Origin of the sequence: Helicobacter pylori (assembly GCF_017594925.1) — a bacterium.
GTDB lineage: Bacteria > Campylobacterota > Campylobacteria > Campylobacterales > Helicobacteraceae > Helicobacter > Helicobacter pylori_DP.
Genome location: NZ_JAALNT010000002.1, coordinates 110,646 through 125,503, shown reverse-complemented (window position 1 = coordinate 125,503; position 14,858 = coordinate 110,646). Strand labels below are relative to the sequence as shown.

General features: G+C 37.7%; 11 protein-coding genes and 4 pseudogenes. 2 read left to right on the top strand and 13 right to left on the bottom strand.

Features of this window, described 5'->3' with window-relative positions; translation table 11 throughout:
• Nucleotides 1–294: 294 nt before the first annotated feature.
• From trpA to G6069_RS01500, 7 genes and pseudogenes are all read right to left on the bottom strand, one after another.
• On the bottom strand, nt 295–1,083 hold the full coding sequence (gene trpA, locus G6069_RS01530; protein WP_197293154.1) for a tryptophan synthase subunit alpha: 789 nt from the start codon (nt 1,081–1,083) through the stop codon (nt 295–297).
• Entirely contained in the window at nt 1,080–2,261 is a 1,182-nt protein-coding gene (gene trpB, locus G6069_RS01525; RefSeq protein WP_197293153.1) for a tryptophan synthase subunit beta, read from the bottom strand. The genes trpA and trpB overlap by 4 nt, the downstream gene beginning before the upstream one ends.
• 1 nt (nt 2,262) lies before the next feature.
• Nucleotides 2,263–3,621, bottom strand: a complete 1,359-nt coding sequence (gene trpCF, locus G6069_RS01520; RefSeq protein ID WP_197293152.1) for a bifunctional indole-3-glycerol-phosphate synthase TrpC/phosphoribosylanthranilate isomerase TrpF — start codon at nt 3,619–3,621, stop codon at nt 2,263–2,265.
• A complete protein-coding gene (gene trpD, locus G6069_RS01515; protein ID WP_197293151.1) occupies nt 3,614–4,621 on the bottom strand; it encodes an anthranilate phosphoribosyltransferase in 1,008 nt (335 codons plus the stop codon). Before trpD ends, trpCF begins: the two co-directional genes overlap by 8 nt.
• Nucleotides 4,618–5,202 carry an aminodeoxychorismate/anthranilate synthase component II gene (locus G6069_RS01510; RefSeq protein ID WP_197293150.1) on the bottom strand — a complete coding sequence of 195 codons (585 nt, stop codon included), beginning with the start codon at nt 5,200–5,202 and terminating at the stop codon, nt 4,618–4,620. The genes trpD and G6069_RS01510 overlap by 4 nt, the downstream gene beginning before the upstream one ends.
• Nucleotides 5,199–6,701, bottom strand: coding sequence for an anthranilate synthase component I (trpE, locus tag G6069_RS01505; protein ID WP_197293182.1), 1,503 nt, complete (start codon nt 6,699–6,701; stop codon nt 5,199–5,201). Before trpE ends, G6069_RS01510 begins: the two co-directional genes overlap by 4 nt.
• A 230-nt stretch (nt 6,702–6,931) precedes the next feature.
• A pseudogene (locus tag G6069_RS01500) lies at nt 6,932–7,126 on the bottom strand (glycosyltransferase family 9 protein); the annotation flags it as partial.
• A 234-nt stretch (nt 7,127–7,360) separates the two neighbouring features.
• On the opposite strand from G6069_RS01500, the pseudogene G6069_RS01495 reads away from it, so the two are divergent.
• A pseudogene (locus G6069_RS01495) lies at nt 7,361–8,624 on the top strand (glycosyltransferase family 9 protein).
• 216 nt (nt 8,625–8,840) lie between these two features.
• Here G6069_RS01495 and G6069_RS01490 read toward each other — a convergent pair.
• From G6069_RS01490 to G6069_RS01480, 3 genes and pseudogenes are all read right to left on the bottom strand, one after another.
• Nucleotides 8,841–9,746 carry a DNA adenine methylase gene (locus tag G6069_RS01490; protein WP_197293148.1) on the bottom strand — a complete coding sequence of 302 codons (906 nt, stop codon included), beginning with the start codon at nt 9,744–9,746 and terminating at the stop codon, nt 8,841–8,843.
• Nucleotides 9,746–10,588 (bottom strand): annotated as a pseudogene (locus G6069_RS01485) (type II restriction endonuclease). The gene G6069_RS01490 and the pseudogene G6069_RS01485 overlap by 1 nt, the downstream one beginning before the upstream one ends.
• A gap of 94 nt (nt 10,589–10,682) precedes the next feature.
• A pseudogene (locus tag G6069_RS01480) lies at nt 10,683–10,844 on the bottom strand (site-specific DNA-methyltransferase); the annotation flags it as partial.
• Between the two features lie 102 nt (nt 10,845–10,946).
• On the opposite strand from G6069_RS01480, the gene G6069_RS01475 reads away from it, so the two are divergent.
• Complete coding sequence (locus G6069_RS01475; protein ID WP_231627794.1) at nt 10,947–11,165, top strand: DNA methyltransferase; 219 nt, start codon at nt 10,947–10,949, stop codon at nt 11,163–11,165.
• 295 nt (nt 11,166–11,460) lie between these two features.
• Here G6069_RS01475 and G6069_RS01470 read toward each other — a convergent pair whose 3' ends face one another.
• The 3 genes from G6069_RS01470 to G6069_RS01460 form a co-directional block, all read right to left on the bottom strand.
• On the bottom strand, nt 11,461–12,915 hold the full coding sequence (locus tag G6069_RS01470; protein WP_197293147.1) for a glycosyltransferase family 9 protein: 1,455 nt from the start codon (nt 12,913–12,915) through the stop codon (nt 11,461–11,463).
• Nucleotides 12,916–12,996: 81 nt separating this feature from the next.
• Nucleotides 12,997–14,037 (bottom strand): glycosyltransferase family 9 protein, encoded by a 1,041-nt coding sequence (locus G6069_RS01465; protein WP_197293146.1) that lies wholly within the window; start codon nt 14,035–14,037, stop codon nt 12,997–12,999.
• 67 nt (nt 14,038–14,104) lie between these two features.
• Complete coding sequence (locus tag G6069_RS01460) at nt 14,105–14,842, bottom strand: 5'-nucleotidase, lipoprotein e(P4) family (protein WP_197293145.1); 738 nt, start codon at nt 14,840–14,842, stop codon at nt 14,105–14,107.
• Nucleotides 14,843–14,858: the final 16 nt, after the last annotated feature.

Below are 14,858 nucleotides of genomic sequence, written 5' to 3'. Positions count from 1 at the left end.
TCAAAATCAGCCTTTTTATTATCAAAATACCTGCGATTTTAAGCCGCTATCAACCACACTATAAGGTTACTTTTATATTATTGTTAGGCTTATGGCAGTATTTCCTACGCTAACGCCTGACTACGCTACACATTTGGTGAATGGTATGCCTAGAATCGGAAAGCCCAATACAACAAGAACAGTGCCTTTCACAGATTTAGAAAAATACACCCAATAATAATGTGCATGCAATAAAACCTGATGATGATGTTAATCTGTGATCTTTAATTTTTAACGCAACAAAGCCTAAAAGCCTTAAAAAATCATTCCTCCTATAAACCCTTTAATTTTTTCTAGCATGGCGTTTTCATTGTTTAAATTTTCTTCTATGATTTTGACTAACGCTGAGCCGCAAATCACGCCATCAGCACCCATTTCTTTAGCGTTTGTGATGTGTTCTTTTTGAGAAATGCCAAAGCCCAATAAGGCGGGGGTGGGGCTAAAGGCTTTTAAGGTTTTGATGATCGCGCTTGCATCGTTCTCTAGAGCATGGCTTATCCCTGTAACCCCACTCCTGGCTAAAGTGTAGATATAGCCTTGCGAATGCATAGCAACTTGTTCTAAATCTTTAACGCTCGCATTAGGGCTGGCGATAAAGATTTGCTTGATTTGGTGCTTTTGAGCGGATTTTAGGACTAATTCTTTTTCTATTAGGGGCATATCCGCTATTAAAACGCTATCTATACCGCATTCTTTAGCTTGAGCGTAAAAGCCATCAACGCCGTAAGAAAAAATGAGATTCGCATACGCTAAAAGCCCTATGGGGATATCATGGTTGTAGTCTCTAATCTTTTTTAAAAGCTGGAAATTTTTAGCCATAGAAGCGTGTTTTAACGCCCTTAAATGGCTCGCTTGTATGGTGGTGCCATCCGCCACAGGATCAGAAAAAGCAAACCCCAATTCTAAAGCACTCACCCCGCTAATAATTAGGGTTTTAATGATTTCAAAACTCAATTCATAATTAGGATCGCCCAAGGTTACAAACGGGATAAACGCCATTTTTCCTTGTTTTTTTAAGGTTTCAAACATGTTTTGATACCTCATTTTAAACCCCCTTTTAAAGCGTTATAAACGGTGCTTAAATCCTTATCCCCCCGACCGCTTAAATTCACTACGATAATGCTTTCTTCTTCGCATTTTTGAGCGAGTTTTAAGGCATACGCTAAGGCGTGTGAGCTTTCTAATGCCGGGATAATGCCTTCTTTTTGGCACAACAACCTGAAGGCTTCTAGCGCTTCAATATCGCTTGCGCTTTCATAAACCGCGCGCCCACTCTCTTTTAAATAGCTGTGTTCTGGCCCCACCCCTGGATAATCAAGCCCGGCGCTAATGCTGTGGCTTTCTGCAATCTGGCCTTCATCATCTTGTAAAAGATAGGTTTTATTCCCATGCAAAATCCCCACACGCCCCTTATTCAAAGTCGCCCCATGCTTATTAGTCTCTAGCCCTAAACCGGCTGGCTCTACGCCTATGAGTTTCACTTCTTTATCGTTTAAAAACGCGCTGAATATCCCTATAGCGTTAGACCCCCCCCCAACGCATGCGATCACATAATCAGGCAAGCGGTTTTCTTTTTCTAAAATCTGGCTTTTAACCTCATCGCCTATCATTTTTTGAAAGGTTTTAACCATTGTGGGGTAAGGGTGCGGCCCGGCGGCTGTGCCTAGCAAATAATGCGTGTCCTTGTAACTGCTCGCCCAATCTCTTAAGGCCTCATTCACGGCGTCTTTAAGCGTCGCGCTCCCTGAATTGACTTCTCTCACTTCAGCGCCTAATAAACGCATTCTAAAAACATTCATTTCCTGGCGCTTGATGTCTTTGCCTCCCATAAAAATCACGCATTTTAAACCCAACAACGCGCAAGCGATAGCCGTTGCAACGCCATGCTGCCCAGCGCCCGTTTCAGCAATAATCCTTGTTTTACCCATTTTTTTCGCTAAAAGGGCTTGCCCTAGAGCTTGATTAGTCTTATGCGCCCCGCCATGGATTAAATCCTCTCGTTTGAGATAAAGCTTAACTTTAGGGTTAGAAACGATATTTTGACACAAGGTTAAGGGGCTAGGACGGCCCACAAAATCCTTTAAAAGATGAAAATATTCTTTTTGGAATTTTTCATCTTTCAAACACGCATCAAACGCCTGTTCTAATTCTCTTAATGCAGGCACTAACAACTCTGACACAAAACTCCCTCCAAACTCCCCAAAATACGCTTTTTGATTCATCTTAGTACTCTCTTAAAATTCGGGCTAAGCGCTTGATTTTATCCTTATTTTTAATCCCAGGGCTTATTTCTAAACCGGAATTGAAATCCAAACCCAACGCTTTAATTTTCAAGGCGTTTTGAATGTTATCCAAATTAAGCCCACCAGCTAACATGAAAGGCGTTTTGACATTTTCTAAAATTTCCCAATCAAAACTCACGCCATTGCCTCCCATTTTATCCCCCTTAGTGTCGTATAAGATTAGAGAGGCCTCTTTAGTTTTAGGTGCTAAATCTTTAGCGTTCATCACGCTTATTACTTGCCAGATCGCGCAAGTTTTAGGGAGCGATTTTTTTAATTGAGCGATTTTTTTAGGCGAATAGCCATAAAGCTGCACCGCTTTTAAATCAAGTTTTTTAACGATTTTTTGGATTTTTTTAATTTTATCTTTCACAAACACGCCCACAAAATCCAATTTTTTAACCGCTTTTGTGATTTTTAGGGCTTTTTTAGGCTTGATGTATCGGGGCGAAGATTTTTCAAAAATCAAACCCCCATAAATAAAATGGTTTTTATAAACGGCTTTAGCGTCTTTAATCCTTGTAAGCCCGCACACTTTATTTTCGCCTAAAATCAATTTAACGCACGCTTTTTTCAAATCCTTTTCTTTCATTAAAGAGCTGCCCACTAAAAAGCCATTCACATAAGGGGCTAGGGCTTTGATTTGCGCATGCGAATGAATACCGGACTCACTGATAACGAGCGCGTCTTTAGGCAAGAGAGAGCGTAATTTGAGCGTGTTATTAATGTCGGTTGTCAGGGTGTGTAAATCCCTGTTATTGATGCCTATAATGTCGTATTGGAGTTTGAGCAAGCGCTCAATTTCTTGCTGGTTGGAAACTTCAGTCAGCACGCTCATGTTTAAAGATTTAGCGAGATTGAAAAGCTCTAAATAATTTTTATCATCTAACACGCTTAACATTAAAAGCACCGCATTAGCCCCCATAACCCTAGCGAGTTTGATCTGGAAAGCATCAATGATAAAATCTTTACACAAAATGGGCTTAGTGGAATGTTGCGAAACAATCTTAATGTTTTCATAAGAGCCTAAAAAATATTTAGAATCGGCTAAAACTGAAACGCAAGAGGCAAATTTTTCATAAGTTTTCGTTATTTCCAACAAGTCAAAATCTTTCCTGATCAAACCTTTGGAGGGCGATGCTTTTTTGCATTCTAAAATAAAGCTAGTTTTTTTTTCTAGTAACGCCTTTTTAAAATCCCTATCGCTTGGGGTTATGTTTGCGGGCAAAGTGTGATTTTTTTTGAGCACAGCGACTTCTAGGAGTTTGTCTTTAAGGATGTTTTCTAACACGCTAGGCATGGCTTAACCTTATGATTTTTTGCAAATGCGCATAAGGCGCTTTGGTTTTTAAATGCTCTAAAGTCATGCCCACGCCCTCTTTTAAATCTTTAGCTTTATGGCTTAAATACAACAAACTCGCCACATTCGCCACAACCACCATTGTATGCGAATTTTTGCCTTTATTTTCTAAAATATCTAAACATGCTTGAGCACTTTCTTTGGCGTTTTCAATCTGTAATTCTTTCAAATCATAGGGGGGTAAATCAAAATCTTTAGCGCTCAAGTCATACTCTAAAATTTCGTTATTTTTCAATTCACACGCATGCGTAATGTCATGCAACACGATTTCATCTGTCCCCCCTCCATTAACCACCATCGCCCTTTTAACGCCCAAAGCCTTTAACGCTAGCGCCATGGTCTTACACAAGGATTTGTCATACACGCCTAAAAGCTGGATTTTGGGCCTTAAGGGGTTGATTAAAGGCCCTAAGCAATTAAAAATCGTTTTAGTGAAAAGCTCTTTTCTTAAGGGGGCGGATTTTTTAAAACTTTGATGGTATAAGGGCGCGAATAAAAACCCAAAACGCGTTTGTTTGAAACAATTTTCTAATTGCATGGGGTTCATTTCAATATTCACGCCTAAATTTTCCAACAAATCCGCGCTCCCGCTATGACTGGAAACGCTCCTTGATCCATGTTTAGCCATAGATAACCCCATAGAGCTAGCAATGAGCGCAGCAATCGTGCTAATATTAATCGTTTTTAACCCATCGCCCCCTGTGCCGCAATTGTCTATTAAATCCAATCCGCTGTTAAAAGGCTTAGGGGCATGCTCTAAAAGCGTGGTTGCAGCAACGCTAATTTCCTTAAAGCTCTCGCCCTTGATTTTTAAAGCGCACAAAATGGCCCCAAGTTGCACTGGGCTTACTTTTTCGTTGATAATGAGGGTGAATAACTTTTGGACTTCTTCATCGTTCAAGTCTTTTTGATGATAAAGGGTGTTTAAAATCTCTTTCATAATAACCCTTCTAAAAACCCCACGCTTTGCTCTAACAACGCCCTCCCTTGTAAAGTCATGATGCTTTCAGGGTGGAATTGGTAAGCTAGGATCTTATCTTCTTCATTGACAATAGCCATAGGGATATTTTCATGCTCAGCGATCACTTCTAAATTTTTAGGCAACCCGCTCGCCATTAAAGAATGGTAACGCCCCACCACCATGCTCTCGCCTAAGCCTTTAAAAACGGCATGCTTTTTGAGCGCGATAGTCGTCGCTTTGCCATGCACGATTTCTTTACTCCTTATGATTTTAGCCCCATAGCTTTGCGCTAAGGCTTGTAAGCCTAAACAAACCCCTAAAATGGGGAATTTCTTTTTAGCCATTGCAATGATTTTTAAAAGATTGCCTGAATTACTAGGGTTACCAGGCCCGGGTGAGATGAACAATAAGGAGATTTTTGATTCTTTTTTCATCAAATCCATAAGGTAATCAGGCTCAATATCGTTTTGATAAACGGCCACTTCATAACCCAAACACTCTAATTCATACACCAAATTATAAGAGAAAGAATCAAAATTATCTATAAAAAAGATTTTCATAAGCTTGTTTTCCTGATCGCATCAATAAGGGCTTGCGCTTTGGCTCTTGTTTCATTCGCTTCGTTTTGCGGCACGCTGTCTAACACGATGCCAGCTCCTGCTTGGATCAGCGCCCTATTGTTTTTGACAAAACATGAACGGATTGTGATGCAAGAATCCATAGAGCCCTCGCTATTTAAATACCCCACGCTCCCTCCATAAGAGCCTCTCCTTTGGTTTTCTAATTGGTAAATGAGCTTGATCGCAGAGATTTTAGGCGCTCCGCTGAGCGTGCCGGCGTTCATAAAGCTCCTGTAAGCATGCAAACTATCGCACCCTTTTTTCAATTCCCCCACAACCCTTGAGACTAAATGCATGACATTGGAATATTTATCCACCTTTAAAAGCTTGTCGCAATAGCGTTTTTTTGAAACCCTAGCCATGTCGTTTCTGGCTAAATCCACTAGCATGATGTGTTCAGCCCTTTCTTTATAGTCGTGTTGCAAATCAAATTCCATTTTACTATCCAAATCGTAATCAATATTCCCTTGTTTGTCCTTGCCCCTTAAACGAGTGCCAGCAATGGGATAAATCTCAGCCGTATTCGTTAAGGCGTTGTATTTTAAAGCACTCTCAGGGCTTGCCCCAAAAAGGATAAAATCGCTGTCTTTGATATAGAACATATAGGGGCTAGGGTTAGTTAGCTTTAAATGATAATACGCGCTCAAACCCTCCAAGCACTCCATATAAAAGTTGCGCGACAACACCGCTTGAAAAATCTCACCCTTTTTGATTTCTTCTTGTAAGGATAGCACCCTTTTTTCAAACTCGCTATCATCGCAACTAACGCTAACTTCTGTGCTTTGCTTAGCTTTTTTAGGGATAAAATCGCTTTTAATGTTTTTAGCCAACTCTTTTAAATCCTGTAATTCTTTAGCTATCTCTGTTTTAAAGCGCTCATCAAAACACGCCCCTAAGATTTCAGCGCTTTTTTCTTTATGATCTATGATGATCAAATTTTGCGCGACATAAAAAATAAAGTCATGCGCGGTGTTGTCGTTTGCTTTTAAGTGGGGCAAATCTTCAAAAAAATTGAGCATTTCAAAAGAAAAAACGCCCGCGCTAAAGAGCGTAAAAGGGTGTTTGGGTTTTGTTTTAACGCTTTTAAAAAGCCCCCTTAAAGCGTCAAAAGGGCTAGGCTCAAAGAGTTTTAAAAACTCGTCTTGGATTTTTTTATCTTTGGTATAAATTAAGGTTAGGGCATTGTCCTGTATAGGCGTTTTGAAAAACGCACTCAATGTTTGTAAAAACGCCCCACCATTAGGCGTTAGGCTAGTGATGGTTACGATATTGTGGTTGCAAACTAGCTTCAAACAAGCCTTAGCCATTAAAAGGGATTTGGTGTGCGCTTTGCTCTCAATCTCAGCGCTTTCAAAAAGCAAGGTGTGCCGTTGCTCTAACTTTTCATAAAGAGCTAGGGGGTAGGGAATGTAAGGGGCTTTTTCTATCAGGCTAATCATCAATTTCTTCACGCTAAAAATAAACTCGTATTTTACAAGAAATAGATAAATGGGCAATAAATTAATAGCCTTATAGAGCCTGCAAGGGCTAATCTAACTTAAACTCAAATTGGATTTCTCAAGGTTCAATTTATGAGGAAATTAGAAATTTTAATGAGAATGCGAAAAACCGCTTCAATCCGATTAAATTTTTGAGCGTTTTAAGACCGCTTGCGTAATGTTTGTTGCGGTTATCTTTCTTGCGCGTGATGAGAAAGATTTTTTGTGATAAATCCCATAATATTCTCGCTTTCTTTTTTAATATCAATCAAACCCATATCGTTTGAGCCATTAGGCGGGGTGATGCCTAAAAAACGCTCATTAAAAGGCCGCCATCTGACAATAGAAGCACTGAGTTCGTTAGGATAAAACCCAATAGAGGGGTTTTGACTCACTTAATGAAGCCATTAATCATTGTTTTTAGCCTTAGATCTGTGCCTAAATCTGTGGTGCTGGTGTATCAAAGTTTTAAATTTGTGTTACACTACAAGATAAAATTTTTGTTTGGGATTAATATTTTGAAACTACTATTACCTATTGCAATACTACTATTACCTATTGTGCTGTTATACGCTTATTTTAACCAAAAGACTTCGATTGGTCTCTTAAGGCTCTTTGAAATGACGCAACGCCTAATTGACAAGCTGCTTTCTATCACCCCCATTAAACGCCAAAACGCCACAGAAAAAGCCTTGTGCATTGTGAGATTGGATGTGGTGGGCGATTATATTTTAACGCGCAATTTTTTTGCCCCCTTCAAAGAGTATTACAAAGATTATAAAATTGTTTTTATTGGCAATTCAATCATCAAAGATTTGAGTGTGGTTGCCGATAGCCCTTATATTGATGAATTTATTTTCTTAGATCATTCCATTTGGAATCAATAATAATGGATACATTCACAGCAGGCAGCATGCTTTTAGATTTCTGCGTTATTTGCTCAAATTTTTCATCAAGCGCTACAATGAATTGTTGATGCTTAAAAAAACGCATTACGAGATTGCCATTAACCCCATTTTGCCTTGGGGTGACATTTTAAGAGATGATATAGTGATGAAACACTTAGACGCTTCTTTTAAGGTTAGCGTAAGGCATGAACCTTTTGTGGATAGGGGCCATCATTATGTCTATGTTAGCGATGGGAAAATCAGCCATTTTTACACCCATCTTTTCAATATCCCTAAGGTGAGCAAATTCTTATTTGAATTCCATCAGGATTTATTTTCTGCTTTTTTCAAAATTTTTAAAGGAGTGGATTTAGCTCCTGTGCCTTTTGGCATGGAATTGCCACCATTTTCTGTTCTTAAAGAAAGTTCGCAAAATTTACTCAATGGTTTGAGTTCTCGCTATGGCGTGTTGAATTTGGGATCAAGCGATTTTTTTAGGTGTTATAGGTATTTTAATAGGATTGTGCGTTATTTGAATGAAGACATTCAGCTAGTGATTTGCGGGACGACGCCCACAGAAGCAAAAGAAGCTGCTAAATTGGTAAAAGCTCATAAAAATGCCATATCATTAGTAGGGAAAACTAGCTTATTAGAATACGCCTATATCATTAAGGGTGCTGAATTTGCATTAGGGAATGAATCCAGTATCGCTCATTTTGCAGCGGCTCTTAAAGTGCCTTACATCTTTATTTTAAGCAATGGCAGTTCTTATGCGACCTTTCACCCTTATCCTAAAACGCTTTGCGCTACCCATCATGTGATTTATCCCACCGAATTTGCAAATCTTAGAGAATCAAAGAAAATTTGGGAACAACGAGATGTGAATACGATAAAACCTAGTGCCGTGATAGCAAGCATCAAAGAGCACGCCCCGCATTTATTAAAAGATAACACTCCTGATGATATTGATAAAGATTACTTCATAGAAGAAGTGTAAAGCAGTCCAAACAACGCCATCCATTATTCTAACGCCGTTTTCCATCCTTGCTTTTAGGGTGGCTAACTAGATAAGGGGTGTAAATAGAGATTGTAATTATGCAATTAGGTCTGTTCCAAATAAAATTGCGCTTCGTTCGTTTTCATTATAACGCTCCTTAAAAAACATGAGAAAGATTATAACGATAATTGCCTTATTAGAAATTTAGCATGCATGTTATAGAGCACTAATCTCTAATCTGTGCGTCAATGCGTCTTTAATACCCCTATTTAAATCTGTATCGCTCATCTGTATATTGGATAATAATGCTTCATAAATCATATTGCGATTATTTTCTTTAGCTCCAACATGATAAAAATGCTCTTTAGTTACGATAGGGTAACTTTTCCAAATAGAAAAAATATAATCATTTTTACGATATTTATTGCTAAACCATGTAGAAAGAATGAAATTGCACTTGGATTTTGACAACACTTGTTGCAATGTAACTTCATTTTCTTCATTCCAGCAATCAAAATAATCTGCATTTCTTCCAATATAAGGGGGATCAGCATAAATTAAATCGCTTTTGTTCGTTTCTAAAATAGTTTGTTGGAAATCTTGACACTTGAATTCATAATGATTGCTTTTAATCATTTTTGCTGTATTTTCTACTTGATTGACAATCTTAGTAACCAAGCTTTGGGCGAAACGCTGCGGTTTTTTACAAAACGGCACATTGAATTTCCCTTTTTGATTGAAGCGTATCATGCCATTAAAACACGCGCGATTTAAGAATAGAAAATCAAGAGGATCACAATCTTTATTAAATCGTTCCCTCACTTCATAGTAATATTCTCCATTGCTTTGCAATAATTTCAAACCTTCTTCGTTGAGAAATTCTCTCACAATATTTGGAGTGATCTTTTCATCTTGAATGGCTTGATAGAAATGGATTAAATGCGGATTGCTATCGCATAATAACGCTCTTTTAGGCTGGATATTAAAAGCCACAACGCCTGTCCCCATAAACGGCTCAACCCAACGCTCAAATGCAACCTTTTTTGAAACCCCCTTAATCCAATTTACTAATTTGGTCTTAATACCTTGGGATTTTATGGGTTGGATCAGTGTTTTCATCATTAAGACTTGCTCCTATTTTTTATAAGATTGATTTTTTGAATATCAATTCCTTTAAATTCAAGGAAATCAGCTAATTTTGTCAGTTTTTTAAAACTACCTTGATTTTTTAAATCAGGTATCATTAACATGCCTTGATTGATCCAATATTCATCAAAAATTTGTTCGCCAAGATTTTTAAACACGCCATTCCCTTGCAAAATATCATCAATGTATTGAATGCTGCCAATATTAGCCGTATTGCCACTCCCGCCCTTATCGCTAGCGATTTTCCATTTCTCTTCAGCAAAAAATATAAAATCTTTGATAACAGAAGTAATATTATCCAACTTTTCTAATTGTAAAATTTCTGTTTCATCTATACCGCTAGAGGCAGATCGTGTGTATAAAATACCCAAACAAATATGAGCCAGATAATGCGAATAGGGGAATTGGGTATTTTTTGTGCTAGCGCGATTCCTAAAATATTCACCATGCGAACCCAATGTAAAACCATTACAAAAACCCAAGCAATCATCTAATCGATAAGTTGTTTTTATATCTACAGCAAACTTGATGTTTGGATTTTTCTCGCACACAAAAGATAGATCAGGATACCAATTTTATTTTTCAGCAATAATGATTTCATACCCATTTTTCTTAGCAAATGTTTTAAACTTAGGAAAAAGTTGGATTTCAAGAATTTTTGAAATAATTTTAGTATCTGATGAAATTGTATAAATATTTTTATCTATATCAATAAATCCTTTGATTTTCCAATCTCCCAACTGGGTTGTAACATGGTCAGTTAATTCTGTTGCAAAAACCTTAAGTTTTTCAATAAAATTTTGTTTGACTGACTCCATAACTACCTTTCAAACACTCAATTGCTACCAAATGTATCCAACTAATTATAACACGAAAGTTATCGCTTTTAGTGTTGTAAAAATTTGCTTCTCCTTACCAAATGAGCGCTTCTTTTAAGGCTTTTAAAATCTCTACTTCTTTATCATTCCCTTTAAATTTCACCATTTTTTCATTGAAAAACTCCACTCCAACCCCCCATAAATTTTCTAAAGTCTCTTTAATATCCACGCCCATTTTTTCTAGCGCGTTTAAATTGTTTCCAAATAATACTCGCTACAAAGTTATACCCCCCATTTAATACCAATATCGCCCTTATCCTATCGCGCCAAGCCAAAGCCATCGGAGATTTTGACTTTGATGCCGCATTCATCAGCAAAGAAGCGAGCGACAACAATATCTATCGCAGAGGCGGAGGTTCAGCCTTCCCTTTATTCTGCCTTACCTAATCTCGCTCTCATTTGCGATAGAGGCTCTAAAGTAAGCCCCATTTCTAATGTTTTTGTAACGGGCATGCTTTGCGATTTGCATGTGAATGGATCGGGGAGTTATGCGTTTTTGTTGTATCGTTTAACATAGCAAAAACCACTCATAAATCAACCATTTACTCCATTTAAAAGAGTGTGAGTTTAGGTATAAGGAAAACTTGTATCAGGTTTATGGGAATGGATATTAGAAAGTGGTAGGGTTATGATTGTCCATATTTACCTGATTTATCTATTAAAGTCAAAAGTCCAAGCGTCTTCGTTGAAAAATAAAGCCTTTTTAAGAGCGTGAATTTGAAAAGAGTTTATATCATTACTCAGTCAAAAGCAGATTTCTATGCTTTTTACCATCTAAAGCTGAAGTTATCTTCTAAAAGCTTGTAACGCAATCAAACTCGTTCAAAATAGGTTGTTTCGTTGGTATTAGATGGCGCATCTTCTTTCAAGAGATGGGGTGCAAAACATTTAATGGCGCTAATAATATCTTGCGGGTTCACAAAATCCACTGGCGGGTGCGGCATAGTCATGGCTTTGAATATCCCATTAGACCTAGAAATTATTTTTTGAAAATCCCTTGGATAGATCATGTGGATATTAGGACCAATTCCCTTTGGGTAGGGGTGGAATCTTGGGCTTGAGAGACCTGAAGAGACTATGAACGCATAAGGGATTTTCAAACAAGCGCTCAAATGCGTGATAGAAGACTCATTGCCCATCGCAAAACTAGCGTTCTTTAAAAGATAGAGGTATTCTATCAAACCGGTTTGATTGACTAAAGAAATGGCATTTTTGTGGCGTTTTAGAATGGAATGGGCAAGCTTTTCATCTTCTTTAGAGTTCCCGCAAAGAACGAGTTGGTAGTCAGGATTTAAAAAATAGATCATCTCATCAAAGCGCTTATACACTCTAAAATCATCGCTAGCCCCGAGATTCAACACACCATAAGGTGGCTTTAGAATATTCTTAAACTTTTCATATTCAAAAGCGATGGGGAGTTTTAATTCAAGTTCAACAAACCCTATATCCACGCCTTTAAAATGCTTAAAAAAAGACTGAAAAAAATCTTGATTGGAATCATAGAGAAATTGCGGCACTTCTTTAGGGTAGAATAAATGCGTGTAAAAGCTTTTTCTAATTTCCCCTCTCTTTCTATAATCAGTCCTAAAGAAAGATTCTATTGGGTGGGTGCAAAAAACCCCCACTTTATTTTCGGCAATCAAGTGCTTTATAATAGCGTCTTCTTTAGTTGAAAAATAAAACATAGAACTATTAATGCATATCTCATAGCTTTCTTTTCTTAAATTAGAAACATCTTCGTAGCGTTTTCTCATGAACTTTGGGAGAAAAAATAACAATTCTTTTAATTTTGAAAGGCGTGAGCCATTAGCACCAATCCGCAAGTATTTTTCCCAATAAGCGTTATCTAAAAAGATAAACTTATCTATATATTGGGAATCGCAATGGGTCGCTATGTCCTTAATAACGGTGTTTCCAATAAAGGTGGTTTCATAATCTTCAAAATATTTTTTAAAAAGAGGTAAAAAATTGCGATAGAGTATATAATCTCCAATAATGTCCAAGCGGATAAAACATAAGGTTTTTTTACGAATGGGTGGAGGAGCAGGCTTTGTAAGGGTGAGCAATCTGTCTAGTTGGTTTTGGATGCGAATAAGGCTATCTTTTTGAAAGGAATAACGACTGTTAAAGAACCTTCTAATAACAGGAATTTTTTGAATAAGAGGAATTTTTGCAATGGTTGCAACCATCAAAACGAAAGCTATATAAGGGTAATAATAAAGATAGGATAATTTTGATTTTAAAAACAAAGAGAGTAAAAATTTCAAAAATAGCTCCTATTTTTTAGCGTTCAATCAAACATAAGAATAAACAAAGATATGATTATAGCAAAAAGTCTCTTATCAAAGCTACATCTTGCGGTAATTGATAAAACCCACAATCTTTTCACCCTCTTTTTCAATGTCAATCAAACCCATATCGTTTGAGCCATTAGGCGGGGTGATGCCTAAAAAACGCTCATTAAAAGGCCGCCATCTGACAATAGAAGCACTGAGTTCGTTAGGATAAAACCCGATAGATTGGTTGTCAAACAAAGCGTTCACATGCAAAGGGCCTGAAGCGTTCCCGATATAGACGCTTAAATTCGCGCACAATTTGGCTAAATCCACTAAACTATGGCTCGTATCATAGAGGCGAGCGAAGGGGACTTTTTTAAGGAGTTCTTCTGTGGCTTTCCTCTCGCCTGGCCCGCAAATAAGAATGATCTCACAACTCAAATTCTTGTGTAAAAAATCAATCAGCTCAATGAAATGCGAAGCAGGCAATACGGGCGAACTGCCTCCGCTATGCATATGCACGCCAATCCACAACAAACCAACATTAGCGTTGAGTTTTGAAGCGATGATGGATCGCTCTTTGGATTTGTCTTTAAGCTTCCATGCGATTTTTTTAATTGAAGCGTTAGGGAGATTGTGATCTTTACAAAACGCATGGATTAAGTCCAAATTGTATTCGTATTCGGTTTTTAAACACAGCGATCGGCTTTGACGCACGCTCTTTTGATAAAACCAAGAATAGATTTTGGTCTTTGGGGCTAGGATATAAGGAATAAATTTTCTCAAACTAAAAGCGAGTCTGGCATTTTTAAAATTGGAAAATAAAAAGATAAGAGCGTCAATGGGTTTGCTTTTGAGAGTGGCGCTCAAATGGTTGTCTTCTATAATGACTTCATCAATGAAAGGGAATTCTAAGGCGATTGGGGTGGTATAGCTAGGCACAACCACGCCCAAATACACTTCCTTGCCTTTTTCTAAAAAAGCTTGCTTTAGAGCGATTAAAGCGGGTATGGCTAAAATAAAATCGCCTAACTTGTCGTTACGGATCACAAAAACTTTTTGAGAGTTTTCTTTATCTTTGCATTTTAAATCTTCAAACCCTACAAAATCCATAACTCCGCCTAAGAGATCAAATTTTTTGTCATGTTAGCAAAAATTGTTCTTATGCGATGGATAAATTTTATTTTTTATTCTGCCATGCTTTTATGGGTTCATCTTCCCATGTGCCATAGAGAGAGTTGGGTAAAATGATCCACTCTGTGCCGAATTTTTGAGCGTTTTGCAAGACTTTAGCTCGTTGTTCTTGGCTGTTTTTAGCGTCTTTAGCAAAAAGCGCGTCAAAATCATGCAAAGTGTCGCCCACTTGCAAAACAATCGCATAATCCTTAGCGACTAATTCTCGCCTAACGGCTTTAGGCTTGCCTTTTTCTTTTAATAAAACGGATTCTTCGCTCACTTGGGGGAGTTTAAAACTTTTGAGCGTTTTTAAGGTGAATGCCTTATTTTTTTGCGTGCGGTTAGAAATGTAAAAAATCTTAACACCTTTAGAATTAGCGTATTCTAAAAAGTCTAGCGCTCCAGGAATGAGCGAAAGAGAGCCTTCTTTTTCAAATTTATCCCAAGTTTCTGGGGTGTATTTAATGCAGTTTTTGACCAAATAGCCCGCATAATCAAAAGTGTTCAAAACGGTTTCATCTAAATCCAAGATGACGGCTGGCTTTTTGTCTTTAACGAGCTTGAGATTATTGTCTAGCGCCATTTTCGCCATTTTGTAACTTTGCAATTGCAAGGCTCTAATTTCAGCACTTTGCTGATGATACTTAACGCTTCTTGTTAGGGGCGAAATGCACTCTTTAGCATTTAACACACTCATCAAACTCAATCCTAATAAAACTGATGCAAAGGTCTTTTTTATCATAACAACACCTACCTAA

Excerpts from the sequence above, each read along its gene's own strand:
- G6069_RS01475 (WP_231627794.1), top strand. The coding sequence starts at position 10,947 with ATGCCGCATTCATCAGCAAAGAAGCGAGCGACAACAATATCTATCGCA.
- G6069_RS01465 (WP_197293146.1), bottom strand. The coding sequence starts at position 14,037 with ATGGATTTTGTAGGGTTTGAAGATTTAAAATGCAAAGATAAAGAAAAC.
- G6069_RS01510 (WP_197293150.1), bottom strand. The coding sequence starts at position 5,202 with ATGAAAATCTTTTTTATAGATAATTTTGATTCTTTCTCTTATAATTTG.
- G6069_RS01460 (WP_197293145.1), bottom strand. The coding sequence starts at position 14,842 with ATGATAAAAAAGACCTTTGCATCAGTTTTATTAGGATTGAGTTTGATG.
- trpD (WP_197293151.1), bottom strand. The coding sequence starts at position 4,621 with ATGAAAGAGATTTTAAACACCCTTTATCATCAAAAAGACTTGAACGAT.
- trpCF (WP_197293152.1), bottom strand. The coding sequence starts at position 3,621 with ATGCCTAGCGTGTTAGAAAACATCCTTAAAGACAAACTCCTAGAAGTC.
- trpE (WP_197293182.1), bottom strand. The coding sequence starts at position 6,701 with ATGATTAGCCTGATAGAAAAAGCCCCTTACATTCCCTACCCCCTAGCT.
- trpB (WP_197293153.1), bottom strand. The coding sequence starts at position 2,261 with ATGAATCAAAAAGCGTATTTTGGGGAGTTTGGAGGGAGTTTTGTGTCA.
- G6069_RS01490 (WP_197293148.1), bottom strand. The coding sequence starts at position 9,746 with ATGATGAAAACACTGATCCAACCCATAAAATCCCAAGGTATTAAGACC.
- trpA (WP_197293154.1), bottom strand. The coding sequence starts at position 1,083 with ATGAGGTATCAAAACATGTTTGAAACCTTAAAAAAACAAGGAAAAATG.